We start from the raw sequence: 25216 nt of genomic DNA, 5'->3' as shown, positions 1-25216 counted from the left end.
GTGATCGACCACAGGTTAATACAGCATGCTGGGCAACCAGGTGATCAGTTGGGGGAAGAAGAACAGGATAAACAGCGCCAAAATCTGTAGCAGCACGAAGGGAATGATGCCGCGATAGATCATGCCGGTGCTGACCCGCGGTGGGGCCACGCCGCGCAGATAGAACAAGGCAAAGCCGAAGGGCGGGGTCAGGAAGCTGGTTTGCAGGTTCACGCCAACCATGACGCCGAGCCAGATCGGATCCACACCCAAGGCCAGCAGCACTGGCGCTGTGATCGGGATCACGATGAAGATGATCTCGAAGGTATCGAGAATGAACCCGAGCATGAACATGATCAACATGACGATGATGGTGGCGCCGATTGCGCCCCCCGGCATGTTGGACAGGAATTCATGCACCAGATTATCGCCGCCCATCATGCGGAACACGACGGAGAACACTGCCGCGCCAAACAGGATGATGAACACCATCGAGGTGATGGTGGCGGTCGAGATCACCGCCTGCTTGAGGATCGAGAAGCTCAAGCGCCACCGCATTGCCGCCAGGATCATGGCGCCGACCGAGCCGACCGATGCCGCTTCGGTAGGGGTCGCCATACCGGCCAGGATCGAGCCCAGAACCGAGATGATCAGCAGGAGCGGCGGCACCAGGGCGACAAAGACTTCGCGCAGCAGATGCTTTTTCTCATCTTCGGGCACGGGCGTAGCCGGCGCCGACTTTGGATCGATGATTGCCTTGATGATGACCCAAATAGCGTAAAGCCCGACCAGCAGCAGGCCAGGCAGAATGGCGCCGGCGAACAAGGCGCCGACCGAAACCGGCTCGGGGGCAAAATTTCCCTTCTCCATCTGCACCTGGGCATTGATGCCCGAGAGCATGTCGCCCATGAAAATCAGGACGGTCGAGGGCGGGATGATCTGTCCCAGCGTGCCGGAAGCGCAAATCACGCCGGTGGCCAGCTTGGGGTCATAGCCGGCCCGCAGCATGGCAGGCAGCGAGATGAGGCCCATGGTAACAACGGTTGCGCCGACCACGCCGGTGGAAGCTGCGAGGAGGGCACCAACCACGATCACCGAAAGGGCGAGGCCGCCGCGCAGATTGCCGAAGAGCTTGCCCATGGTGAGGAGCAATTGCTCGGCAATGCCGGAGCGTTCGAGCATGACGCCCATGAACACAAAGAGCGGCACGGCAACTAGCGTTTCGCTGGTCATCAGGCCGAAATAGCGGCCGGCCAGGGAGCCGTAATTGGAGGGGTCATAAACGCCGAGCCACCAGCCGACGAGGCCAAAGATCAGCGCGGTGCCGGCAAGCGAAAATGCCACCGGAAAGCCAAGCATCAGGACGCCGACCACGCCCACAAACATCAAGGCGGAGAGTATCTCCCCGATCAGTACAGGGTCCATCAATGCGCTTCCTTGACGTCGTTAGCGCCGTAGCGCAGATCGGTGGGCAACAGGTTCTCGTTGTTGGTGAGAACAAGGATCGAGCGCAGGGCCATGGCGATGCCTTGCAGCCCGACAAGGACCGCAAAGACGATCACAAAGCTCTTCAGCACAAAAAGACCGGGCATGCCCCCGATATTGCTGGAGCCCTCATAATAGCCCCAAGAGCGGGCGACGGCGGGATAGGTGTAGGCCAGCACCACATACATGAAGGGCAGCAGGAAGAAGACGACACCAAAGAGATCTGCGGTGGCCTTCCAGCGTACCGAAGCGGGGCGGTAGAAGATGTCAACGCGCACATGGTCGTCGCGGAGCAGGGCAAAGCCGGCCACCCCGGTGAACATGGCGCCACTGAGCCAGACATAGAGATCCTGCACCCAGAGCGTTGATGTGTTGAAGAAGTAGCGCTGCACCACAACGGTGAAGCATACGAGGACACAGGCCAAGGCGAGCCAGGACAGAATTTGTCCCACAAGCCAATTGATGGCGCTGATGCCCCTGACGAGCATGGCGAGCAATTGCAATCGATATCCCCCAGCAGAGTTTCCGCACGGCTGCGGATCTTTGGGGATCCAACTCCTTGCCGAGCACGGAAATTTTGATGTTGCGATTGAACAGCATCGACGCTTTGCGTCAACTTGTTAGTAATCGATAGAAGGGGCAAAACTGCAGTCTGCTGGTGACAAGGTCGCCCTAGATGCTATGGCGCTGCAGAACGGCAGCAAAACGCCGACAAAGGAGCGCGCATGTTTGTTGTGGGTGGGGAAAGCCTGATTGATCTCGTATCCGAGCCGCGCCAAGGGGGTGAGGAGATCCGGATGCAGGCCCATCCGGGTGGTTCGCCCTATAACTGCGCCATAGCGCTGGCCAAGCTGGGCAACGCGACGGGTTATCTGTGTCCCATCTCCAAGGATGGGTTTGGCTCGTATCTGCTCGAGCCACTAGCGCAGGCCGGTGTGCAAACGCTGCTGCAGGAGCGGGTCGCGGCGCCGACCACGCTGGCCGTGGTGACGCTCGACGCGCAGGGCAAGGCGCAATACGAGTTTTACCGCGGCGCAGATCGCGCATTTACTGCGGCGAGCATGATCGCGGCTTTGCCCGAGGATTTATCGCTGTATCAGATCGGCGGTTTTTGTCCGATCCTGCCCGAGGACGCGGCAGCGTGGCTCGACGTGGTGCGGGCGGCAGTCGCCAAGGGCGCCACGATCTCGATCGACCCCAATGTGCGGCCATCGCTGGTGGATGACTTCGAGAGCTACAAGCAGCGGCTGTCGTCCTTTCTCGATCTTGCCCATGTGATCAAGGTTTCGGAAGAGGATATGGAGGCGCTGGATGCGGGCAAGAGCATCGAGGCGCATGCCGCCGAGTTGTTGGCGCGGCCCAATTGCGAGCTGGTGGTGGTGACCCTGGGCGAAAAGGGATCGCGCGCCTTTACGGCATCTGGCACCGCGCAGGTCGGGATTTATGCGCCGCCGGTGTTTGGCGACACGGTGGGGGCAGGGGACAGCTTGATGGCAGGTATCCTGACCTGGCTGGGCGAAACCGGCGCCCTGCGGGCAGGCGCGTTGCAGGGGCTCGATGATGCGGCGCTCGCAACCACGCTGCGCTTTGGCGCCGTGGTGGCCGGTCTCAACTGCGCCGAAAAGGGCTGCCGGCCGCCGGTTCGTAGCCAGGTGGACCGGGTGCTCGCAGAGGCACAATTCTGATCCGCCTTTTAGCTGCGGCTAATTACGTATAAGCTCCGGCAATCCAATCCGGAAAGCTCGGTACGTGGTTGACGGCGGCGATGATGACAGCAATCGCGGGATCGACGATCCCGGCAACCCGGCCTATTGGCTGCGCGGGCTTGAAGAGGCTGCGGTGCCCTTTGGTGGCTTCGAAGCTGAGCCGCTGGAGAGCTATGCCGGTCTCTTCCAGAGCGTGCTCAGCCACTACGGCCATCGTTGCGCGCTGACCGGACTCGCAGCGGGGGCAGAGAGTGCCCATCCGCGGTTGGAGGTTACGCCCCTGCGGCCGCGCGACGCTGGCGGCAGTTTGCAGGCCAGCAATTTCCTGTGCCTCAGCGCTGAAGCGCATCAGGCGTTTGAGGCGGGCTATCTGACCATTGGGCCGGGCTACGAGATCATTGTTGATCTCAGCCGGCTTGATCGTGAATTGCTGACCAGGCTCAATGCCGATGGCCGGCTCGCTTTGCCCAGCGACCCCGAGGCGGCTCCCGATCCGGAAGGTTTGGCATTTCACCGGATGCAGGTTTTTATGCGAGCTGCGGCGCGATAGGTCAAATCGGCGGCGTTTGCTGCGCAACGGGGTTGCAGGCAGGCCGGCAAGCTCATAACCCTGTGCTATCGTTCCTTTGCCGTGAGAGTTCCCATGCCGCAAGACGCACAAGCCATGCGCTCCATTTTGTCGCTCGCGCCCGTGGTGCCGGTCATCATCCTCGATGATGTGGCGCTGGCACGGCCGTTGGCTGAAGCGCTCGTGGCGGGTGGACTGCCCATTCTCGAAGTCACCCTGCGCACGCCCAATGCGCTCAAGGTGATAGAGGAAATGGGCAAGGTTACTGGCGCCATTGTCGGCTCGGGCACGGTGCGAACCGCCCAGCACATGAAGCAGTCGGTGGATGCCGGGTGCCGGTTCATGGTTTCGCCGGGCATCTCGCCGCGTATCCTGGATGCGGCTGACGACATGGGTATTCCGCTGTTGCCCGGCATTGGCACCCCGAGTGAAGCGATGACGGCGGCGGAACGCGGCTATAGTTTCCTCAAGTTCTTTCCCGCCGAAGCGTTGGGTGGCGCGCCGGTGCTCAAGGCCTTCGCTTCGCCGCTCCCCGACATCACCTTTTGCCCGACAGGCGGCATCGATCCGGCCAAGGCCAAGGTTTATCTCGGGCTGTCCAATGTGATCTGCGTCGGGGGCTCCTGGATCATGCCGGCCGATGCGCTGGCCGCCAATGACTTTGGCCGGATCGAAGCGCTAGCGCGCGAAGCCTCGACGCTGCGCGGCTAAGCAGCACCAGGAACCGGAGCGTCGGCGATGAAGCAGATGGTGCTGGTTGTCGCCGCCTGGGGAGTGCTGTTGGCGGGGCCGGCCCAGGCCGAGGTGGCCCGGATCGCCGTTGCGGCCAACTTCACCAGCGTTGCCGAACAGTTGGCCCCCGTGTTTTCCGCGCAAACCGGGCACGAGGTGCAGTTCAGCTTTGGCGCCACGGGCTTGCTGTATGGCCAGATCACGCAAGGGGCGCCCTTCGATGTGCTCTTGGCTGCCGATGACGAGCGGCCAGCACGTGCGGTGGATGAAGGCTTTGGCGTTGAGGGCAGCGTCTTCAGCTATGCGACCGGTGTGCTGGCGCTCTACAGCATGAGCCTCGATGTGACCGGTGGGCCAGCGGCGCTACGTGGCGGGTTCGAAAAGCTCGCCATCGCCGATCCGCAGTCGGCGCCCTATGGGCAAGCGGCGGTTGAAACCCTGACCTCGCTGGGGATCTATGACGCGCTCCGGCCCAGGCTCGTTCTGGGCGAGAACATCAGCCAAGCCCTGCAGTTCATTCAAACCGGCAATGCCGAGCTGGGCTTTGTGGGTTTGAGCCAGGTGCAGGGCCAGTCCGGCGTGTGGATTGTTCCGAGCGAGCTGTATACGGCGATCAGGCAAGATGCCGTGCTGCTCAAGCCGGGTGCCGACAATCCGGCGGCAACCGCATTTCTCGAGTTCTTGCGCAGCGATGCGGCTGTGGCGTTGATCGAGGCGGCGGGCTACCGGATCGAGCAGTGAGCCGGTGATGAACATGGCCGAGATCCTGCAACCGGTCGGGTTGAGCCTGGCGCTGGCGACGGTGACAACAGCCATTCTCGTGGTTGCCGGCACGCCCATAGCCTGGTGGCTGGCGCGCAGCCGCAGGCGCTGGGTGGAGCCGGTGGCGGCGTTCTTGACCCTGCCACTGGTGCTTCCTCCGACAGTTGTGGGATTTTACCTGTTGCTGGCGCTCGGACCCAATGGGCCAGGCGGGAGTCTCGCCGCGCTTTGGGGCGGGCGGACGCTCGCCTTTTCGTTCACCGGGCTGGTGATCGGGTCGGTGCTGTCGTCGCTGCCGTTCATGATTGCGCCCTTGCGCGGGGCCTTCGCCGCGATCGGCAGTGAGCCCCTGGAATCGGCGCTGTGCCTGGGCGCCAGTCCGTGGCAGCGCTTTTGGCGGGTGGCGGTGCCGTTGGCGCGGCCGGGCTATGTGGCGGGAGCCGTGCTCAGCTTTGCCCATACGGTGGGGGAGTTCGGGGTCGTGCTGATGATCGGGGGCAATATTCCCGGGCAGACCAAGGTGTTGTCCATTGCCATCTATGACTATGTGGAGCGGCTGGACTGGAGCACCGCTCACCTGCTGGCTGCGGGCATGGTGGTGTTCGCTTTTTTGGCGATCGTGCTGACCACGACGCTTGGGCGGGTGCGGGTGCAAACCGCGCCCTAAGCGTCGGGGGTGCCGACCTCCTTGCGCATGGCCGGAGTGATGGCCTGGTCCAAATCGAAATAGCCGGTCCACGGGTCGGGTCGTTTCGCCCGCTCGGCGGCCAACGCCAGGGTAAACTGATTGGCCGCGTTAACGGCTTCGAGTTCCTCCCAGGTGACAGGCACGGCAGCTGGAGCGCCTTCGCGCGACCGGCTGGACCAAGGCGATACGGCCGTCGAGCCACGCTCGTTGCGCAGATAATCGACGAAGAATTTCCCCTTGCGCTTGGCCTTGCTCATATTGGCGATGAACCGGTCGGGTTCGCGCTCGGACAGCACTTGCGCCACCCGCTTGCAGAAGGCCTTGACCTCGGGCCACTGCGCCTTTGGGGTCAGCGGGGCGATCACATGGATTCCCTTGCCGCCACTGACCAGTGGATAGGTCTTGAGGCCCAGCTCTTCCAGTAGTTTGGCGATGTCCCGGGCGGCGGCGCGCACATCGGCAAAGGCCAGGCCTTCATCGGGGTCGATGTCGAAGATGATGCGTTCGGGCCGCTCGACATCCTCCTTGCGGGCACCCCAGAGATGCCATTCCATGACATTCATCTGCGTGCCGGCGAGGAGGCCGGCGAGGGAGTCCACATAGAAATAGTCCACCTCGCTGCCGTCCTTTTCGGTCAGCATCACTGTTTTCATCGCGTCGGGAAAGCCGCCGGAATCGTGCTTCTGGAAAAAGCAGTATTTGGCGCGTCCCTGCGGGCAGCGCACGAGGCTGAGCGGGCGATCGGCAATATAGGGCAGCATGCGATCGGCGACCGCGGCGTAATAGGCGAGCAGATCGGCTTTGGTCACGCCTTGGCCGGGATAAATCACCCGATCGGGAGAGGTCACGTGCAAGCCCGCCTTTTCGGCGGCAGCGAGGCCTGCCTCGCGATCTAGCTTAGGGGACTCAGCGGGCTCCTGAGCCTTGGTTTTAGGAGAAGGTGCCGGCTTGGCCGCGCCGCCTTTGCTCGCCTCGGCAGGCAGGGGGGCCGGAGCTTCGATCACGACTTCGCTGGCCGGCTTGTCTTCGCGCAGGCCCATGAAGGAGGGGTGACGCAAAACCCCATCAGGGGTGAATTCGGTGAACGCAACTTCCCCCACGAGCTCGGGCTTGACCCAGTTGGCGCCACGGGTGGCGGCCCGCGGAATGTTGCTGAAGGGGTTGGTCTTGCTGGCGCGCGCATCAAGCTGCTTTTGCAAGGCTTGTGCTTCGTCGCGGGTGAAGCCCGTGCCGACGCGGCCGCGATAGATCAGCTTGCCGTCTTCCCAGGTCCCGAGGAGCAGGGAAGCGAAGGACTTCTTTTTGGTCGAGGTGCTCCAGCCGGCAATAACGAATTCCTGCCGTTTGGAGCATTTCACCTTGAGCCAAGAGCGGGAGCGCTCGCCGCGATAGGGCGCGTCGGCCTGCTTGGCGATCACGCCTTCATGGCCGGCGCTGCAGATGCTCTGGAACACGCGCAGGCCGTTGCCGACGACGTGGGTGGAGAACTGAATGGGACTATCGGGCCCGGTTTCTCCGAGCAGCGCCTGCAGGCGGGTCTTGCGCTCGGTCAGCGGGAGCGCGGTGAGATCCTCGCCGTCCTGCTCAAGCAGGTCGAAGGCGAAGTAAACCAGGGACTCGCCGGTGGACAGCGCGTTTTTGAGGGTCGAAAAATCGGTGCGGCCCTTATCGTCCAAGGCGCAGAGTTCTCCATCAATGAGAGCCGAGCCGGAGGTGACCTGGCTGAGTGCTGGAACGATGGCAGCGAACTGGGTCGTCCAGTCATTGGCGTTGCGGGTGTAGAGCCGCACCTGGTCGGCTGACAGCGCGGCGAGACACCGGTAGCCGTCATATTTCATCTCGAACACCCAGCCATTGGTCTGCGGCACCTCGTCAACCAGGGTGGCGAGTTGGGGCGGCCGAAACTCGGGCAGGGTAAGCGACTTGGCGGATGATTTGCGCGTGGGCTTGGCGGTTTTGGTCGGCTTGGCTTTTGATGCCGCGTCGGGGGTGGGCTCGCGGTTGGAATGCCAGACGGCGTCCGCCGGTGTGGCACTGGCTTTCTTGGGCTTGAGCCCCTTGGCAATGCCGGCAAGGTCGCGACGGGTCGAGACGGAGGTGGTAAAACGGGTGGTGAGGGTTTCCTCGGGCTTGGCGTAATCGTCCTTGTGCTTGATCAGCAGCCAGTTCTCGCGGGCCGGGCCGGATTTGCGGGCGGTATCGCGCCCCTTCATGTGCACGAGCACCCATTCGCCCTTCATGCGCTTGCCGTTGATGCGCATTTTGAGGTCGCCCTTTTCGAGGCCCTCATGCGGATCGCCGATCGGCTCCCAGGTGCCTTCGTCCCAGAGCATCACGGTGCCGCCGCCATATTCGCCCTCAGGGATCGTGCCCTCGAAAGTGCCATAGTCGAGCGGATGATCTTCCACATGGACGGCCAGCCGCTTGTCGGCAGGATTGTCCGATGGTCCCTTGGTCACGGCCCAGCTCTTGAGCACGCCATCGAGCTCGATGCGGAAATCGTAGTGGAGGCGGGTGGCGTCGTGCTTTTGCACGACAAAGCTCAGGGGGGCGCCGGCCTCTTCTTGTTTGGCGGCACTTTCGCCGGATGGCTCCTGCGTTTTGGCGAAGTCGCGCTTGGCGCGGTAGTCCTTGAGCAGCGTGTCGGACTTGGTAGCCATTGGTTAGCTCGCCTTTTTGCGAGAGGGTGCAGGTTTTTCCGCCGTGGCGCGTGACTTGCTGGTCTTGGCCGCCGGCTTCGCCGTCGCTTTGGCCGACGCCTTGTCCGAGCCGCCGCTGCCTTCAAGGCTGCTTTTGAGTGCGGCCATCAGATCAACCACATTGGAGGTGTTCGGCTTGTCGTCGGGCGCCTCGTCACTGGCCTCGACCTTTTTGCCCTTGGACTTGAGCTTTTGCGCGATCAGATCGCGGAGCGCCGCCTGGTAGTGGTCCTTGAACACGCCGGCATCGAACTTGGCGGTTTTCTTGTCGATAAGGGCGGTCGCGACCTCCAGCAGGTCCGGGTCGGCCTTCTTGGCGGAAATTTCAGCGAAGAACGGGTCGGCCTTGCGGATTTCCTCTTCGTAGTGAAGCGTTTCCATGAGGAGGCCCGTGCCGGTGGGCTTGATGGCGACGAGATATTCCTTGCCGCGCAGAGCAAGCTGGCCGAGCCCGACCTTCTGGCTTTCGCGCAGGGCATCGCGGATAACGCGGAAGGCATCCTCGGCCAGGTCGTCGGCGGGGACGACGAAGTAAGGCTTGTCGAAATAGATGGGGTCGATCTCGCAGGCGCCCACGAATTGGGTCAGCTCCAGCGTCTTGCGCGTGTCGAGCTTGACGGCGTCGATCTCCTCGTCGGTGAGGAGGACATAGTCGCCCTTTTCGTATTCAAAGCCCTTCATGATCTCGTCGGGATCGACCGGGCCCACGCCTTCGACCACCTTTTCATAGTGGATGCGCTGGCCCGTCGGCTCATGGATCTGATGAAAGGATGGCTTGGCGTTGCTCTTGGTGGCCGTATAGAGCTCGACGGCAATCGACACGAGCGACAAACGAAGCTGGCCTTTCCAGACGGGACGTGACGCTGCCATGGGATACTCGCGCGCGGGGAAACTTTGGCGGTAAACGAGTCCGTGATGGGCTTTGTTCCCGCCCACCCAATTGCGTCAGGCCGGTGCGCCCCCTAAGGTCCATGACCGAGAGACGAGGCGGAACCAAGGATGGGATCGATGGACGGATTTGCGCTTGATGGGCTCAGCATCACACTGATCGTCCTGGGCATCCTGGCCCTGCTCGTGCTGTTCGCCGGGGCAAAGACGGTACCCCAAGGGTACAACTACACCATCGAGCGGTTCGGGAAGTATACCCGCACGCTCAAGCCGGGTCTAAACCTCATCGTGCCGTTCATTGATGGCGTGGGGAAACGGATCAATGTCATGGAGCAAGTGCTTGATGTTCCTCATCAGGAAGTGATCACCCGTGACAACGCCACGGTGACGGCGAACGGCGTCACCTTCTACCAGATCCTGGATGCGGCGGCGGCGGCCTATGAAGTCACCGACCTGCAAAACGCTATTCTCAACCTCACCATGACCAATATCCGCACGGTGATGGGGTCGATGGATCTCGACGAGTTGTTGAGCCATCGCGACGAGATCAATGAGCGTCTGCTGCGGGTGGTGGATACGGCTGTGTCCCCTTGGGGGGTCAAAATCACCCGCATCGAGATCAAGGATATCGATCCGCCCAAGGATCTGGTGGAATCCATGGGCCGGCAGATGAAGGCGGAGCGCGAGAAGCGCGCGGCGATCCTTGAGGCCGAAGGGCGCCGGCAAAGCGCGATCCTGCAGGCCGAAGGCGCCAAGCAGGCGCAGGTTCTGGAAGCTGAGGGGCGCAAGGAAGCCGCGTTTAGGGACGCGGAGGCTCGCGAGCGGTCCGCTGAAGCAGAGGCCAAGGCCACCCAGATGGTCAGTGATGCCATCGCTTCGGGCAGCGTGCAGGCGATCAACTATTTCGTGGCCAACAACTACATCGAAGCACTAGGCAAGATCGCGACTTCACCCAACCAGAAGGTGTTGATGTTGCCGGTGGAGGCCGCGAGCGTCATCGGCTCTATTGGCGGCATTGCGGAAATCGCCCGCGAGACTTTTGGTGCGCCGGCAGCACCGCCCCGGTCAGCACGGCCGCCTAGCGCCGGCCAGAGCTGAGAAACAGGCCATGCAAGTCATCAGTTTTATCGCAAGCTATGGACCATGGTCCTGGATCGTCGCGGGACTGGTGCTGCTGGCGCTGGAACTGGTGGTGCCGGGCGGGTTCCTGGTCTGGATGGGCATTGCCGGTATCGTCACCGGGCTGATGCTGTTTTTCCAGCCTATTTCCTGGCCGCTGCAATGGCTGCTGTTCGGGGGCCTGTCCCTGATCGCGATCTTTGTCTGGGTGCGCTGGAGCCGCTCGCGCCCGCCTGAAAGCGACCACCCGCAATTGAACGAGCGCGCCGAAAGCCTGGTGGGGCAGGTCGTGGCGCTCCAGGCCCCGATTGAGGGCGGGTTCGGGCGCGTAGCCCTTGGCGATAGTTTGTGGCGGGTGTCCGGCCCCGATTTGCCGCAGGGCACACGGGTGCGGGTGACCGGCAGCAATGGTCCGGTGCTGCGGGTAGTGCCAGCCGACCAGGTTGCTCCCTCAACCAACGCATAGACGCCCGCGTTCAACCTGTTGCCGACACGCCGCCCCGAACGGTTTTTTAACCATACACTGACAGGTTGGCCGCAGCGACAACCCTCGGGCGCCGCGAACAGGCGGGTGGAGCGGGATTTGAGCGTGCGGTTCAAAATGCAGCGGCGGCGATCAGCAGGAGCATGCTTGCTTGGCGTGCTGTTGGCTGCCGGACCGGTCATGGCTGCGTCTGACCATGCCACTGGCGATGGCTCCGAGACCAGCAATGAGCGGCTGCTCCCCGATGTTTATCCAGCCGAGCCGGTGCTGGCGAGCAGTGCGGGGCTAGCTGAACCCGCGCATCCGTTTTTCGACGTGGATTGGGCAACTGCGCTGCGGGGAACCTATACCAAGTCTACGGATGACGAGACTTTCGATATCCGGTTCGTCCCGAGCTTCGCGCTTGAGCATGAGGGGTCGAGATCCCAGCTCGGAGCCTCGGGAGAGCTGGAGCTTATCCGACCGTCCGATGCCGACGAGGTGGATGTTAGCGGCTTGCGACTTAACCTTGAGGGCGGTTACGCGCTGGACAGCGTTACGGCGCTGAGCGGGGCCGCCGACCTGTCCTACGCGCAGGAGCCGGCAAGCACGCCGGGGCTCGCCAATGATATTGCCGAGCCCGCCGCAACGCTGGTGGGCAGCCTCAATGGTGGCGCCACACGGCAGTTCGGCAGGTTCAATATCGGCGTAACCGGCGCAGTAGCCCGGTATCTTTATGGTCCCACCGAGTTGGTGGACGGGACAGTCGAGGACAACGAGGACGACAACTACTGGACGCTCGATGGCGGGTTGCGCCTCGGCTTCCAGGCGACTCCCATCTTTGAAGTCTTCGGGGAGGGCAATCTGGGCCGCGACTTGTTTGCACGGCAGACTCGCATGCCGACGCGCGATGCCACCGATAGTTCAGTCAGTGTCGGGGTGGTGGGGCGCTGGAACGAAACCCTTGAGGCCTCCGCCTCGACCGGTTTGGCGTTACGGCGTTTCGATGATGAGAACCTGGAGGAAGTGACGGCGCAATTGTTTGAAGCTGCTGTCACCTACCGGCCCGATTCCACCTGGCGCTTGACAGGGGCTCTGACCACTGATGTGCAGCCATCGGGACCGGACAATGGCGGCACGACCCGGGTGCAGTATAGCGCCAGCGCCGATCTGGGTTACACCGTCAATTCATGGCTGGCTCTGCGCGCGCTAGCGGGATGGCACACGGCCCGCTTCGAGGGGAGCGCCGACACGGAAACCGGTTATGGTCTCGGTGCCGGAGCAGATTATCGGGTCAACGCGCATACTGCCGCAAGCGTTGATTATGGCTATGCAAGGACGGACAGCACTGCTGATGGCCGCGATCGCAGCCATCAGCTCAGCCTGGGTGTTACCCTGCGCCGCTAAGGCTCAGAGCTGATCGGACAGATCGAGCTTGCGCAATTCCTTGAGGAAGCCGTCGCGGATGTCGGGGCGGTCAAGGGCGTAGACGATGTTGGCCATCAGGAAGCCGTTCTTGGATCCGCAATCGAAGGACTTGCCCTCATACTTCACGCCGGTGAACTGCTGGCCCTGCATGAGCGTCTGCATGGCATCGGTGATCTGGATTTCACCACCCGCACCCTTGGTTTGTTCGGCAAGGAGCGAGAAGATTTCGGGCTGCAGGATATAGCGCCCGGAAATGATGAGGTTGGACGGGGCATCGGCGGGCTTGGGCTTTTCGACCATCTGGGTGATGCGGAAGCCATTATCCTCCCCTGGACCACGGGCAACGACGCCATAGGAAGAAACCTCCTCATGGGGCACCTCCTCGACGGCGATGACATTGCCGCCGGTTTCCTCATAGGCATCCATCATCTGCTTGAGCACGCCGGGCGTGCCTTTGAACAGCATGTCGGGCAACAGAAGGGCGAATGGGTTGTTGCCTACAATGTCACGGGCACACCACACCGCGTGACCAAGGCCCAAAGGTTCCTGCTGGCGGGTGAAGCTGGTGTGGCCCGCCGAAGGCAGGTCCTTGCGCAACTCGTCGAGCGCGGCGGATTTGCCGCGTAGTTCAAGGGTGGTTTCGAGCTCAAACTGGCGGTCGAAATGGTCTTCGATCACGCCCTTGTTGCGCCCGGTAACAAAGACGAAATGCTCGATGCCGGCCTCGCGCGCCTCATCAACCGCATACTGGATCAGCGGCCGGTCTACCACTGTGAGCATCTCCTTGGGGAGAGCTTTGGTTGCCGGCAGGAACCGGGTCCCCAAACCTGCAACCGGAAAAACCGCTGTTCGTACGCGCTTGTGCAATCGTTCACTCCCGAAAGGGTAAAGGCTATGAAGGGGTGGCAACATCTGCCACATAACCCCATCGTGCAACAGTGGGTTGCCCAACAGGAGTTAATCTATGGCCGTTCTGGTAACGGGAGGCGCCGGCTATATCGGCAGCCATATGGTTCTCAAGCTTGCCGATGCCGGCGAAGCCGTCGTGGTGCTGGACAATCTGGTTACCGGCTTTGACTGGGCCATCGATGGGCGTGCCAGTTTCGTGCAAGGTTCCGCCTCCGACCAAGAACTGGTCGGTCGGATAATCGCCGATCATGGCATAACCGAGATCGTGCATTTTGCCGGCTCGATTGTGGTGCCGGAATCGGTGAGCAATCCACTGAAATATTACGCCAACAACACCGCCGCCTCGCGCGATCTGATCGAGGCTGCGGTTGCGGGTGGGGTCAAGCACTTCATTTTCTCCTCGACGGCGGCAGTTTACGGCATGACCGGACTGGCGCCAGTTGTGGAAACCACTCCACTCAACCCGATGTCGCCTTATGGCCGCTCCAAGCTCATGACCGAGTGGATGCTGCAGGACGTGGCGGCGGCCCATCCAATGACCTATGGCGTGTTGCGCTACTTCAATGTCGCTGGTGCCGACCCCGAGAAGCGTTCGGGCCAGTCGACGCCGCTCGCGACCCACCTGATCAAGGTTGCCTGCCAGACTGCATTGGGGCAGCGGGCCAAGATGGACATCTTCGGGACCGATTATGAAACGCCCGATGGGACCTGCGTGCGCGACTATATTCATGTCACCGACCTGATCGAGGCCCATGCGCTGCTGCTGGAGCATCTGCGCGGGGGTGGCGAGAGCACGACGCTGAACTGCGCTTATGGGCAAGGCTATTCGGTTCGGCAGGTGGTGGACACTGTCAAATCGGTGTCGGGCGTAGACTTTAAGGTGGAGGAGGGGCCGCGCCGACCGGGCGATCCGGCCTCCATTACCGCAACGGGCGAGAAGGTGCGCTCGCTGCTGGGCTGGACGCCGCAGCACGACGATCTCACCGAAATCGTGCGGACGGCCTATGACTGGGAAAAGCACCTGATGGTGCGCAATCGCTAGGATCGGAACAAAGATGAAGCGGCTGCTGGCGGTTCTGGTGTTGAGCTTGGCGGGGCTGTCCACGGCATGGGGACAACCCGCGGAGAGCTTTGACAGCTTTGTGGCGAGCTTTCGCGCCAAGGCACTGGCTGCCGGCGTAAGTGCTCAAACCTACGCGGCGGCCATGGACGGGCTCTCGCCCGACCCGCGTACGCCTGGTCTGGTCACCAGCCAGCCCGAGTTTGCTACCCCCATCTGGGACTATATTGATGGACGGGTGACCGGCGAGCGGGTAGCGCGTGGCCGCTCGGCGGTCGAGCGCAACGCGGCGCTGTTCGGTGCAGTGGGGCAGCAATACGGGGTTGATCCCTATCTGCTTGGCGCCATTTGGGGCATGGAAACCGATTATGGCACGGTGCTGGGCAACAACTCACTGATCCGGCCGGTGGTGCGCTCGCTCGCGACCCTTGTGCACCAGCGTCGCTCGCGGCTTTTGGAAGATGAGGGCGATTTGATTGCGGCGCTGCTGCTGGTGCAGCGCGGACCGTTGGATGCACAGCGCCTTGTTGGCTCCTGGGCGGGAGCGATCGGGCACCTGCAGGTGAACCCATCCAATGTGGTGAAGTTCGGCACGGATGGGGACGGCGATGGCCGGGTGGATTTGCACAACTCGCTGACCGATGCGCTTGCGACCAGTGCGGTTTATCTGCGCGGGCTCGGTTACCAGCCGGGAGTAGACTGGGGCTTTGAGGTCGAAGTGCCACAGGGCTTCGACTATTTGCTGGCGTCGCGCACCCAGATGCGGCCCATCGCGTTTTTCGCTGAACGGGGGATTACCCGGGCCGGTGGGCGGGCCTTTGCCAATCCGGGCCTGCCGGTGTTCTTGTATGTGCCGGCAGGGCAGAACGGGCCCAAGTTCTTGCTGACGCAGAATTATCTGGTGCTCAAGGGCTATAACTTTTCCGACAGCTATGCTTTGGCGGTAGCGCATCTCACCGATCGCCTCAAGGGCGGAGGCGCCTTTGCGGCAGCTTGGCCGCGCGACACGGTGTTCCCCAATCTGCAGCAGCGAGAGGCGGTGCAGGCGGCGCTCAAGGCCCTGGGGCTCTATGACGGGGCGGTGGACGGACGGCTGGGGCCGATCACGCAGGAGGCCTATGCGCGCTTTCAGGCGAGCCGCGGTGAGGTGGCGGACGGCTTCATCACGCGCGCTGCTTATCAAGCCTTGGTGTCTGCAGCACGCTGACATCGAGGGCCATGGTTTTGACACTGCGCCTGGGCTAATATAGCGCCATGCGTATGAAGGCTCCTTTTGTCCGTGTTGCTGTGGCCCTGTGGCTCGCCATGTTCATGTTCGTGGACGTGGCGCCGGCCTTGGCACAACCTGTGCCCGACATCTTAGTCGCCCAGCAGCAAAAGCGACGGACCTTGTTTGACCTGCTGTTTGGCGAGGAGCCTCAGGCCGCTCCCCCGGTTGAGCAACCGCGCCGGGTGCAGCCGCGCCAACAGGAGCAACGCCAGCAGCCGCGCCAGGAGCCACAGCAGCAGCAAAGGCGGCGGGAGGCGCCCGCGGCAGCTGCGCCGCCCCCAAAGCCCACGGTCGAAAAAGCGGCGGATGCAACCAAGCTGGCCGTGTTCGGCGACTCCATGGCTGTTGATCTCGCCAAGGCGCTGGAGCGCTTCTACGCCGAAGACCCAAACCTGGTGGTGATCGATCAGGGTGTGGGTGATTCCGGCTTTGTGCGACAGGATCATTTCAACTGGACGGCAGAGGTCGAAGAGGAGATCGCCGAGGGCAGCTTCGATCTGGCGGTGGTGATTATCGGGCTCAATGATCGCCAGGAGATCAAGGCGGAAGGCGAGACGCTGGAGCCGCTCAGCGAGCAGTGGAGCCGCCTCTACCAAGGGCGGATTACCGAGTTCCTGCAAAAGCTGCGTGCAGCGCGCAAGCCGGTCCTGTGGGTGGGACTGCCACCGATGTCCAAGAACGATTATTCAACCGCGATCAGCCAGATCAATGCCATTCAGCGGCTGGCCAGTTTCTCAGGCGGCGCCGAGTTCCTCGACATCTATGAACGGTTTGTAGGTGAGGACGGCAAGTACGCCACCTATGGTCCAGATGTGAACGGGCAGAACGCCCGCATGCGCCGAGATGACGGCATCCATTTCTCCTCGGCAGGAGCGGACAAGCTTGCCTTTTACGTCAGCCAGTCACTGCGCACCTTTTACCGCGGTGGTGGGGTGAGCGTGGCGGTTGCCGATCCGCTCGCCGGCACCGATGCCGCGGCGATGCTGCGGCCTCCTTTTCAGGGCTTGGGGCAAATCCGGCTGCTTGAAGTGGCAGGGGCCATTATCCCGCTTAACCGCGCCCCGGCTCGCGCCGGCGATCTGTTAACGGCAACCGGTGCGCCGAGCCCCACGCCAGCGTTCACGCTCGATCAGTTGATGAATGCCCCGATGGGGCGGGTGGATGCGTTCGGCGTGGGCATCAATCCGGAAGCAGTACCAGCCGATAATGGCGCAAGCCCGCTCTAGGATCGCCACTTCAGAGCGGGCCTGATCTAATCGAGGAAACGCACTGCGCCGATATAGGGCAGGTTGCGATTGCGTTGCGCATAATCGATGCCGTAGCCGACAACGAATTTATCCGGGATGTCGAAGCCGATCCATTTGGCGTGCACGTCGGTTTCGCGGCGGCTCTGTTTGTTGAGCAGGGCACAAACCTCGACGCGCCGGGGATGGCGCGTTTGCAGGATTTCGAGCACATGCTTGAGCGTGTGACCGGTATCGACAATGTCCTCGACGACCAGCACGTCGCGGCCGGCAATCTCGCCGCGCAGATCCTTGAGGATGCGCACTTCCCGGCTCGATTCCGTGGAATTGCCATAGGACGAGGCTTCCAGGAAATCCACTTCGACCGGCAGATCGAGCTCGCGCACGAGATCGGCGATGAAGATGAAGGAGCCGCGCAGCAGACCCACCACGACGAGCTTGTCGGTGTCGGCAAAATGGGCCGAGATTTCCTTGGCGAGAGCTTCCACGCGGGCAGCAATCGCCTTGGCGGAAATCAGTTCATCGACAACATAGGCCGGGGAAGTCATTGGCAGGTCCGAAGCAGGTTGATGAGGCGGGATCGCTCCCGCCCCACCAGAGTTTAGCGGGGCAGAGCGGTCTTGCCCATGAGATCGAGGTCGATGGCGCGAGCGGCCTGGCGGCCTTCGCGAATCGCCCAGACCACGAGCGACTGACCACGCCGCATATCGCCGGCGGTGTAAACCTTCTCGACGCTGGTTTTGTAGCTAAACGTATCGGCAAACAGGTTGCCGCGCTTGTCGAGTTGCGCGCCCAGCTGGGTCAGCATACCCTCCTGGACCGGACCGGCAAAGCCGATCGCCAGCAAGACCAGATCAGCCTTGATCACGAATTCTGTGCCGGGGATCGGCTGGCGCGCGCGATCAACGCGGGCGCATTCAACGCCGGTGACCTGGCCCTTGGCATTGCCGATGATCTTCATCGTCCCAGCGGCAAATTCCCGAATGGCGCCTTCAGCCTGGGACGAAGAGGTGCGCATCTTGACCGCCCAGTTGGGCCAGTTGGTCAGCTTGTTTTCCATTTCAGGCGGCATGGGACGCACATCAAGCTGGGTCACCGCAATAGCGCCCTGGCGGAAGGACGTGCCCACGCAGTCCGAAGCGGTGTCGCCGCCGCCCACAACGACCACATGCTTGCCTGCTGCGCTGAGCACGGCTTCTTCGGGAATAGGCTCCCCGCCCAAGCGCCGGTTTTGTTGCACCAGGAACGGCATGGCGAAGTGAACGCCATTGAGTTCAACGCCTTCAGCAGAGACGTCACGCGGCTTTTCGGCGCCACCGCACAGCAGGATTGCGTCGTGACGCGCCTGTAGGTCGGATAAGGGGCGGCTAATCCCGATATTCTCGCCATAATGGAAGGTGACGCCTTCGGCGGTCATCTGTTCGACCCGAAAGTCGATATGGTCCTTTTCCATCTTGAAGTCGGGAATGCCATAGCGCATCAGGCCGCCAGCCTTGGGCTCCCGTTCATAGAGATGCACATCGTGCCCGGCGCGCGCCAATTGCTGGGCTGCGGCCAGGCCTGCAGGACCGCTTCCGACCACGGCAACCGACATTCCGGTCTTGATGGCTGCGACCTGCGGCTTGACCCAGCCTGAGCGGATGGCCTTATCGGCGATAGCCTGTTCCACGGTCTTGATGGTGACCGGGGTGTCCTCAAGATTGAGGGTGCAGGCTTCCTCGCAGGGCGCCGGGCAGATGCGGCCGGTGAACTCTGGGAAGTTATTGGTGGAGTGAAGGTTGCGCGAGGCTTCCTCCCAATCCCCGTGGTAAACGAGGTCGTTGAAATCTGGGATCTGGTTGTGCACCGGGCAGCCCGTATCGCCGTGGCAGAACGGAATGCCGCAATCCATGCAGCGCGCGGCCTGATCGGCAACGCGCCCTTCGGTCATCGGGATGGTGAACTCACCAAAATGGCGCACCCGATCGGATGCCGGCTCGTAACGCGGTTCTTCGCGTTCGATCTCAAGAAAGCCTGTAACCTTGCCCATTATTAAGCCTTAGCTGACCGTCTATCGATGGTCGTCAGAAGTGGATGTCGCCGTTGACGATGCCGAACCTGCCCTAGCGTACTGCTGGCGATCCGCGTCCCTGGCCGGTTACGTCCTGGCAGCTGCCGTCAACATAGGTGAAACGGCGCAGATTAGGATGCACAAAGCCGTTGGCCATCTGGCTTTTGATCGAACGCAGGGATGCGTAGTAGTCGCGTCGGCAATCCGCCAAACTAAGTCCGGGTCGACCAAAGGTCAGCTCGATGCGCTGCTCGCCATCGGGCGACAAGAACTGAGCGACAATGGCGATTTCCTTTTCTGCAGCGGCGACGGGCCAGGTGGTCAAGCAGAGGGAAGCGGCGAGTACAACGATTCTTAACATGATCCTTGTGCCTTATTCCGCTGCCACGACGGTGTTGGTGCCGGCGCGGCGCTTTTCCATTTCGAGGATGGCGCGGCGGTATTCTACCGGCATCACCTTGACGAATTTCGGGCGCATCTCTGCCCAGTGATCCAGCACATATTTAGCACGGGTCGAGCCGGTATAGTGCAGGTGGTTGGAGATGAGCTGATGCAAACGCTCATCGTCGTGCTTGGTCATGTCGCCTGAAATATCGACGCGGCCATGCCATTCCAGATCACCGCCATGGTGATGCAGGCGCTGCATGAGGGATTCCTCCTCAGGCACCGGCTCAAGCTCAACCATGGCGAGGTTGCAGCGCGAGCGGAAGGTTTCGTCCTCGTCGAGGACATAGGCAACGCCGCCCGACATGCCGGCCGCAAAATTGCGCCCGGTCTGGCCAATGACGACAACCACGCCGCCGGTCATGTACTCGCAGCCATGATCGCCCGTGCCTTCCACGACGGCAAGGGCACCGGAGTTGCGCACGGCGAAGCGTTCACCGGCCACGCCGCGGAAGTAGCATTCGCCCGAGATGGCACCGTAAAGCACCGTGTTGCCCACGATGATCGACTTCTCCGGGATGATGCTCGTGGTCGGGGATGGACGCACGACGATGCGGCCGCCCGAAAGACCCTTGCCGACATAGTCGTTGGCGTCGCCCACCAGATCGATCGAAATGCCATGGGCGAGGAAGGCGCCAAAAGCCTGCCCCGCAGTACCGGTGAGCTTGATTGAGATGGTGTCCTCAGGCAGGCCCTCGAGGCCATAGCGCTTGGCCAGGGCGCCCGACAGCATGGCGCCGGCCGAGCGGTCGCGGGAGCGGATCGGCAGCTCGATCTGGACAGCCTTGCCATGTTCGAGAGCTGGCTGGGCCAGTTCGACCAGCTTGCGATCGAGCACGGCTTCAAGATGGTGATCCTGCCGCTCGGACTGGAACAGCGTGTCGCCACCCAGCGGCTCGGGCTTGAACAGGAGGCGAGAAAGGTCGACGCCTTCGCTCTTCCAGTGCTCCGGCATGGGCTTTTGCACGATGAGGTCGGAGCGACCAACCAACTCGTTGATCGTGCGGGCGCCCAGCTGTGCCATCAGGCCGCGCAGTTCTTCGGCGATGAAGAAGAAGTAGTTGATGACGTGCTCAGGTGTGCCCTTGAAGCGCTTGCGCAACACGGGATCCTGCGTGGCAACGCCAACCGGGCAGGTGTTGAGATGGCACTTGCGCATCATGATGCAGCCAGCGGCAATCAGTGGTGCGGTCGAAAAGCCGAACTCGTCGGCGCCCAGCAGGGCACCCACCAGCACATCGCGGCCGGTCTTAAGGCCGCCATCGACTTGCAGCTTGACGCGGGCGCGCAAGCGGTTGAGCACCAGGGTCTGGTGGGTTTCAGCGAGGCCGATCTCCCACGGACCGCCGGCATGCTTGAGCGAAGTCAGCGGGGACGCGCCGGTGCCGCCATCATAGCCCGAGATGGTGATGTGGTCTGCGCGCGCCTTGGCAACGCCGGCGGCCACGGTGCCGACGCCGACTTCCGAGACGAGCTTGACCGAGATATCGGCGGTCTCATTGACGTTCTTGAGATCGTAGATCAGCTGCGCCAGATCTTCGATGGAATAGATGTCGTGGTGCGGCGGGGGTGAGATCAGCCCGACGCCAGGGGTCGAGTGGCGCGTCTTGGCGACGATCCAGTCCACCTTATGGCCAGGCAACTGGCCGCCTTCGCCGGGCTTGGCACCCTGCGCGACCTTGATCTGGAGCTGGTCGGCATTGACCAGATATTCGGTGGTGACACCGAAGCGGCCGGACGCAACCTGCTTGATTGCCGAGCGCAGCGGGTTTGACGAGCCATCCTGGAGCGGCTTGTAACGGTCGGGCTCTTCGCCGCCTTCGCCCGTGTTGGACTTGCCGCCGATGCGGTTCATGGCGATGGCAAGCGTGGTATGGGCTTCGCGGCTGATCGAGCCAAAGCTCATTGCGCCGGTGACGAAGCGCTTGACCAGATCGACGGCTGGCTCGACTTCCTCAAGCGCAACGGCGGGGCCGAGAGGCTTGAAGTCGAGGAGGTGGCGAATGGCGAGATAGCCGTTCTCGGCCGTGTTCACGCGCTGCGCGAAGCTGTTGTAACGGTCCTGGGCCGTTTCGGGGCTGTCTTCGCGGGTGCGCACGGCATGCTGCAGGTCAGCGACCACATCGGGCGACCAGGCATGCTTTTCCCCGCGAATGCGGTACATATATTCGCCACCGACATCGAGCGACTTTTGCAGCACGATGTCGTCGCCAAAGGCGCCAGCGTGGCGGCTGACCGTTTCCTCGGCAATCTCGAGCAGGCCCACGCCTTCAATCGTGGTTGCCGTGCCAAAGAAGAAGCGCTTGACGAACTCGCTGCTGAGGCCGACGGCGTCAAAAATCTGGGCGCCGCAATAGCTTTGATAGGTGGAGATGCCCATCTTGCTCATGACCTTGAGCAGGCCCTTACCGACGCTCTTGATGTAGCGGTAAACCACTTCATGGGCGTCGACTTCGGCCGGGAACTCGCCTTCCGCATGCAGGGCCGCCAGCGCTTCGAAGGCCAGATAGGGGTTGATGGCTTCGGCGCCATAGCCAGCCAGCATGGCGAAGTGGTGCATTTCGCGGGCTTCGCCGGTTTCCACCACGAGCCCGGAAGAGGTGCGCAGACCCTTGCGGATCAGGTGATGGTGCACAGCAGCGGTGGCCAGCAGTGCGGGGATGGCGATGCGTTCGGCCGAAACCAGGCGGTCCGAGAGGATGATGATGTTGAATTCGCCCCGCACTGCGGTTTCGGCGGCCTCGCAGATGGCGGCAAGCGCCGCTTCCATGCCCGCCGCGCCCTCAGCGGCCGGGTAGGTGATGTCGAGGGTCTGGGTGCGGAACTCGTTGTCGGCCATGTCGCCAATGGCGCGGATCTTTTCGAGATCCTCATTGGTCAGAATGGGCTGACGCACTTCTAGCCGCTTGTGATGCGATGCGCCTTCAAGGTCGAACAAGTTCGGCCGCGGCCCGATGAACGAGACGAGGCTCATCACCGATTCCTCGCGGATCGGATCGATGGGCGGATTGGTGACCTGGGCGAAGTTCTGCTTGAAGTAGGTGTAAAGCAGCTTGCTCTTGTCCGAGAGCGCCGAGATGGGCGTATCGGTGCCCATGGAGCCAACGGCTTCCTGGCCGGTCGTCGCCATGGGCGTCATCAGCAGCTTGATGTCTTCCTGCGTGTAGCCAAAGGCCTGCATGCGGTCGAGCAGCGACTCCGAGGTGGTCGGCGCCTTGGGCTGGGTTTCGGGCAGGTCTTCGAGCACGATCTGGGTGCGGGCGAGCCAGGCCGAATAGGGATTGCGGACGGCCAGGCTCTGCTTGATCTCGTCATCAGAGATGATGCGGCCTTCTTCAAGGTCGATCAGCAGCATGCGGCCGGGCTGCAGGCGCCAGCGCTCGACCACATCTTCCTCGGGGATGTCGAGCACACCCGATTCGGAGGCCAGTACGACATGGCCTTCCTTGGTGACGAGGTAACGGGCGGGGCGAAGGCCATTGCGGTCGAGCGTTGCCACGACATAGCGGCCATCGGACAGCGACATGGCAGCGGGACCGTCCCAGGGCTCCATCAGGGCAGCATGGTATTCGTAAAAGGCGCGCCGGGTGTCGTCCATCAGCGGGTTGCCGGCCCAGGCTTCGGGGATCAGCATCATGGCCGCATGGGGCAGCGAATAGCCGCCGCGCACGAGGAACTCGAGCGCGTTATCGAAGCAGGCGGTATCGGACTGGCCCTCATAGGAGATGGGCCAGATCTTGGTGATGTCTTCGCCAAACAGGGGCGAAGACACCGAGGCCTGGCGGGCAGCCATCCAGTTGACGTTACCCCGGATGGTGTTGATCTCACCATTATGGGTGGTCATGCGATAGGGATGCGCCAGCTTCCAGGAGGGGAAGGTGTTGGTGGAAAAGCGCTGGTGCACCAAGGCAATCGCGGACTCGAAGTCCTCGTCATGCAGGTCGGGGTAGAAGGCCTTAAGCTGGTAGGCGAGGAACATGCCCTTGTAGACAATGGTGCGCGCCGACATGGAGACGACGTAAAAGCCGTTGTCCGTGTCGCTTTCGGGGATCTCGCGATAAACCGTGTTGGAGATCACCTTGCGCACGATCAGGAGCTTGCGCTCGAACTCATCGATGGTAAGGCCAACGGGGCGGCCGATCACCATCTGCTCGATGATGGGCTGGGTGGCGATAACGCCGGCCGAAAGGGCAGAGTTATCGAAGGGCACGAGGCGCTCGCCGAGCAGGGTCAGCCCTTCGCTCGCGAGGCACGCCCGCACCGTCTGGGCGCAGCGATCCCGAAGGGCGGGATCGTTGGGATAAAACAGCATGGCCACCGCGTAGAACTGCTTTTCGGGCAGGGGGAACGGCAGGACCTTGCTGAAAAAGGCATGCGGCGTTTGCACCAGGATGCCCGCGCCATCACCCATCAGCGGATCGGCACCTACGGCGCCGCGGTGTTCGAGGTTCTCGAGGATTTCGAGACCCTTTTCGACCACTTCGTGGCTGGGCTTGTTCTTGATATTGGCGATCATGCCGATGCCGCAGGCATCGTGCTCGTTGGCCGGATCGTAAAGACCCTGGGCAGCGGGGCGGCCGGTGTTGAGAGCGACAGGGCGACCATTCTCGATCAGAGTTTTACGAGTGCTGGCTGGGCTCGTGACGGGAGAAGTGGGTCCGTTCCGGTGGAGTGCCATGGTCGTATCCTTGCTCTGTCGGCCCAAGCGGGCATGTCGCTATGTCGTGTGCATCCTGGGTGTGCCGGCAGACCGGCGGGGCGGATGCGTTGTCGTCCTCTGGTGGGCGCGTTGCTCGAGCGGGTCGTACCTGGTACGGCTCGGAAGAGCAAATACGTCCATGCGTGGGAGCGGCGCTGCATCCAAATGGCCGCTCATTCGGGCTTCGAGACTGGCCTGAACGGGCGTTCGGCGTCTCGGATTTATCCCCGCCTTTCCGTTTCCGCTAATGGCATAGCGGGCCAGCCGGATCGGCGTGCGTGCTGGCCGGGGAGACCGGGGCGACGCGTCAGAAAGGACAGACGTGCTGCCCTATCGCGGTCACAATTGCACAAATAGAAACCGGGGGTCAAGCGGGATATGAGCGGCTTGGGACAGCCAAGTAGGAAATTACCAAGTTCAGGATAGGAAAGCTGCGCTCAGGAGGGTCGCGGCTCTCCGAAGAGAAGAGCCGCGTGAGCTAGGCAGACCGCGGAACGGGGGCTACTCAAGATGAGATTTAAGGAACCACAGATCCTTGTCGAGCTCGCGCGAGAAGGCGGTCAAAATATCGGCTGAAGTGGGGTCGCCGGCCTCTTCGACGGTGTCGATATCGTCGCGAATCTGGTTGGCGAGTTGGGCGTAGCGCTCAGTCAGTGCCGCAAGATGGTCTGGGACTTTGCGAATCTCGGTGGGATAGGGCGGCAGGCTCGTGGAGGCGGCAACCACTTGGCTGGTGCCCAAGGCAATGCCATCCAGCTGCGCCACCCGTTCGGCGATCACGTCAGTATGGGTGTCGATGGCGGCGCGGAATGGATCGAGCATTTCGTGCACCGCGATGAACTGCAAGCCTTTGAGATTCCAGTGCGCCTGCTTGGTCAGCAGCGCCAGATCGATGGAGTCGGCAAGGCGGGCATTGAGCAGCTCGATCACCGCGGATTTGGAGTTGGACTTCAATTCTACCGAGGGGATGGCCATGGGTTTGTCCTTGAGGTGAGGGGCAGATGGCTGCCGTGTGCTCTGGAG

21 protein-coding genes are annotated in these 25216 nt (G+C 62.2%); 11 read left to right on the top strand and 10 right to left on the bottom strand.

From position 1 onward, the window contains the following. Positions 1-15: 15 nt before the first annotated feature. The gene (locus AC3YOG_RS15110) at positions 16-1404 is read right to left on the bottom strand and encodes a TRAP transporter large permease (protein WP_489935663.1); all 1389 of its coding nucleotides are present in this window, start codon (positions 1402-1404) and stop codon (positions 16-18) included. Further along, positions 1404-1967 (bottom strand): TRAP transporter small permease subunit, encoded by a 564-nt coding sequence (locus tag AC3YOG_RS15105; RefSeq protein WP_489935662.1) that lies wholly within the window; start codon positions 1965-1967, stop codon positions 1404-1406. Before AC3YOG_RS15105 ends, AC3YOG_RS15110 begins: the two co-directional genes overlap by 1 nt. A gap of 222 nt (positions 1968-2189) precedes the next feature. Here AC3YOG_RS15105 and AC3YOG_RS15100 point away from each other — a divergent pair, with 222 nt between their 5' ends. From AC3YOG_RS15100 to modB, 5 genes are all read left to right on the top strand, one after another. Further along, positions 2190-3149 (top strand): carbohydrate kinase family protein, encoded by a 960-nt coding sequence (locus AC3YOG_RS15100; protein WP_489935661.1) that lies wholly within the window; start codon positions 2190-2192, stop codon positions 3147-3149. A gap of 64 nt (positions 3150-3213) precedes the next feature. Beyond that, positions 3214-3720, top strand: coding sequence for a hypothetical protein (locus AC3YOG_RS15095; protein WP_489935660.1), 507 nt, complete (start codon positions 3214-3216; stop codon positions 3718-3720). A gap of 93 nt (positions 3721-3813) precedes the next feature. Further along, positions 3814-4449, top strand: coding sequence for a bifunctional 4-hydroxy-2-oxoglutarate aldolase/2-dehydro-3-deoxy-phosphogluconate aldolase (gene eda, locus AC3YOG_RS15090; RefSeq protein ID WP_489935659.1), 636 nt, complete (start codon positions 3814-3816; stop codon positions 4447-4449). A gap of 27 nt (positions 4450-4476) precedes the next feature. After that, positions 4477-5211, top strand: a complete 735-nt coding sequence (gene modA, locus AC3YOG_RS15085) for a molybdate ABC transporter substrate-binding protein (RefSeq protein ID WP_489935658.1) — start codon at positions 4477-4479, stop codon at positions 5209-5211. A 7-nt stretch (positions 5212-5218) separates the two neighbouring features. Further along, positions 5219-5899 (top strand): molybdate ABC transporter permease subunit, encoded by a 681-nt coding sequence (modB, locus tag AC3YOG_RS15080; RefSeq protein ID WP_489935657.1) that lies wholly within the window; start codon positions 5219-5221, stop codon positions 5897-5899. Here the strand turns inward: modB and ligD are convergent. After that, entirely contained in the window at positions 5896-8580 is a 2685-nt protein-coding gene (ligD, locus tag AC3YOG_RS15075) for a DNA ligase D (RefSeq protein WP_489935656.1), read from the bottom strand. The two genes, modB and ligD, sit on opposite strands and share 4 nt — an antisense overlap. Before the next feature lie 3 nt (positions 8581-8583). Beyond that, the gene (gene ku, locus AC3YOG_RS15070; protein ID WP_489935655.1) at positions 8584-9489 is read right to left on the bottom strand and encodes a non-homologous end joining protein Ku; all 906 of its coding nucleotides are present in this window, start codon (positions 9487-9489) and stop codon (positions 8584-8586) included. Between the two features lie 138 nt (positions 9490-9627). Between ku and AC3YOG_RS15065 the strand changes: the two genes are divergently transcribed. The 3 genes from AC3YOG_RS15065 (at position 9628) to AC3YOG_RS15055 (ending at position 12496) form a co-directional block, all read left to right on the top strand. Beyond that, entirely contained in the window at positions 9628-10605 is a 978-nt protein-coding gene (locus AC3YOG_RS15065; RefSeq protein ID WP_127754056.1) for an SPFH domain-containing protein, read from the top strand. Between the two features lie 10 nt (positions 10606-10615). Beyond that, positions 10616-11092 (top strand): NfeD family protein, encoded by a 477-nt coding sequence (locus AC3YOG_RS15060; protein ID WP_489935654.1) that lies wholly within the window; start codon positions 10616-10618, stop codon positions 11090-11092. Positions 11093-11290: 198 nt separating this feature from the next. Beyond that, positions 11291-12496, top strand: coding sequence for an outer membrane beta-barrel protein (locus AC3YOG_RS15055; RefSeq protein ID WP_489935653.1), 1206 nt, complete (start codon positions 11291-11293; stop codon positions 12494-12496). A 3-nt stretch (positions 12497-12499) separates the two neighbouring features. Here AC3YOG_RS15055 and galU read toward each other — a convergent pair whose 3' ends face one another. Further along, the gene (gene galU, locus AC3YOG_RS15050; RefSeq protein ID WP_127754053.1) at positions 12500-13429 is read right to left on the bottom strand and encodes a UTP--glucose-1-phosphate uridylyltransferase GalU; all 930 of its coding nucleotides are present in this window, start codon (positions 13427-13429) and stop codon (positions 12500-12502) included. Positions 13430-13481: 52 nt separating this feature from the next. On the opposite strand from galU, the gene galE reads away from it, so the two are divergent. Genes galE through AC3YOG_RS15035 form a run of 3 tightly spaced genes read left to right on the top strand, consistent with a single transcriptional unit; the run spans position 13482 to position 16982 of the window. Continuing rightward, a complete protein-coding gene (galE, locus tag AC3YOG_RS15045) occupies positions 13482-14468 on the top strand; it encodes a UDP-glucose 4-epimerase GalE (protein WP_489888646.1) in 987 nt (328 codons plus the stop codon). 13 nt (positions 14469-14481) lie between these two features. Next, positions 14482-15693 carry a lytic murein transglycosylase gene (locus AC3YOG_RS15040; RefSeq protein ID WP_489935652.1) on the top strand — a complete coding sequence of 404 codons (1212 nt, stop codon included), beginning with the start codon at positions 14482-14484 and terminating at the stop codon, positions 15691-15693. A gap of 53 nt (positions 15694-15746) precedes the next feature. After that, on the top strand, positions 15747-16982 hold the full coding sequence (locus AC3YOG_RS15035; protein WP_489935651.1) for an SGNH/GDSL hydrolase family protein: 1236 nt from the start codon (positions 15747-15749) through the stop codon (positions 16980-16982). A 26-nt stretch (positions 16983-17008) separates the two neighbouring features. On the opposite strand, the gene hpt is transcribed toward AC3YOG_RS15035, so the two are convergent. The 5 genes from hpt to dps form a co-directional block, all read right to left on the bottom strand. Next, positions 17009-17548: a hypoxanthine phosphoribosyltransferase gene (gene hpt, locus AC3YOG_RS15030; RefSeq protein WP_172124246.1), complete on the bottom strand. Its 540-nt coding sequence runs from the start codon at positions 17546-17548 to the stop codon at positions 17009-17011. A gap of 53 nt (positions 17549-17601) precedes the next feature. Beyond that, positions 17602-19029: a glutamate synthase subunit beta gene (locus tag AC3YOG_RS15025; RefSeq protein WP_489935650.1), complete on the bottom strand. Its 1428-nt coding sequence runs from the start codon at positions 19027-19029 to the stop codon at positions 17602-17604. 73 nt (positions 19030-19102) lie between these two features. After that, entirely contained in the window at positions 19103-19411 is a 309-nt protein-coding gene (locus AC3YOG_RS15020; protein WP_172124242.1) for a hypothetical protein, read from the bottom strand. Between the two features lie 12 nt (positions 19412-19423). After that, complete coding sequence (gene gltB, locus AC3YOG_RS15015; RefSeq protein ID WP_489935649.1) at positions 19424-24172, bottom strand: glutamate synthase large subunit; 4749 nt, start codon at positions 24170-24172, stop codon at positions 19424-19426. Positions 24173-24694: 522 nt separating this feature from the next. Further along, positions 24695-25168 (bottom strand): DNA starvation/stationary phase protection protein Dps, encoded by a 474-nt coding sequence (gene dps, locus AC3YOG_RS15010; protein WP_127754045.1) that lies wholly within the window; start codon positions 25166-25168, stop codon positions 24695-24697. Between the last annotated feature and the right edge of the window lie 48 nt (positions 25169-25216).

The organism is Devosia sp. Z6_126 (assembly GCF_058133495.1).
Note: the sequence above shows the minus strand (reverse complement) of the source record. Positions and strands in the feature narration are given on the sequence as shown.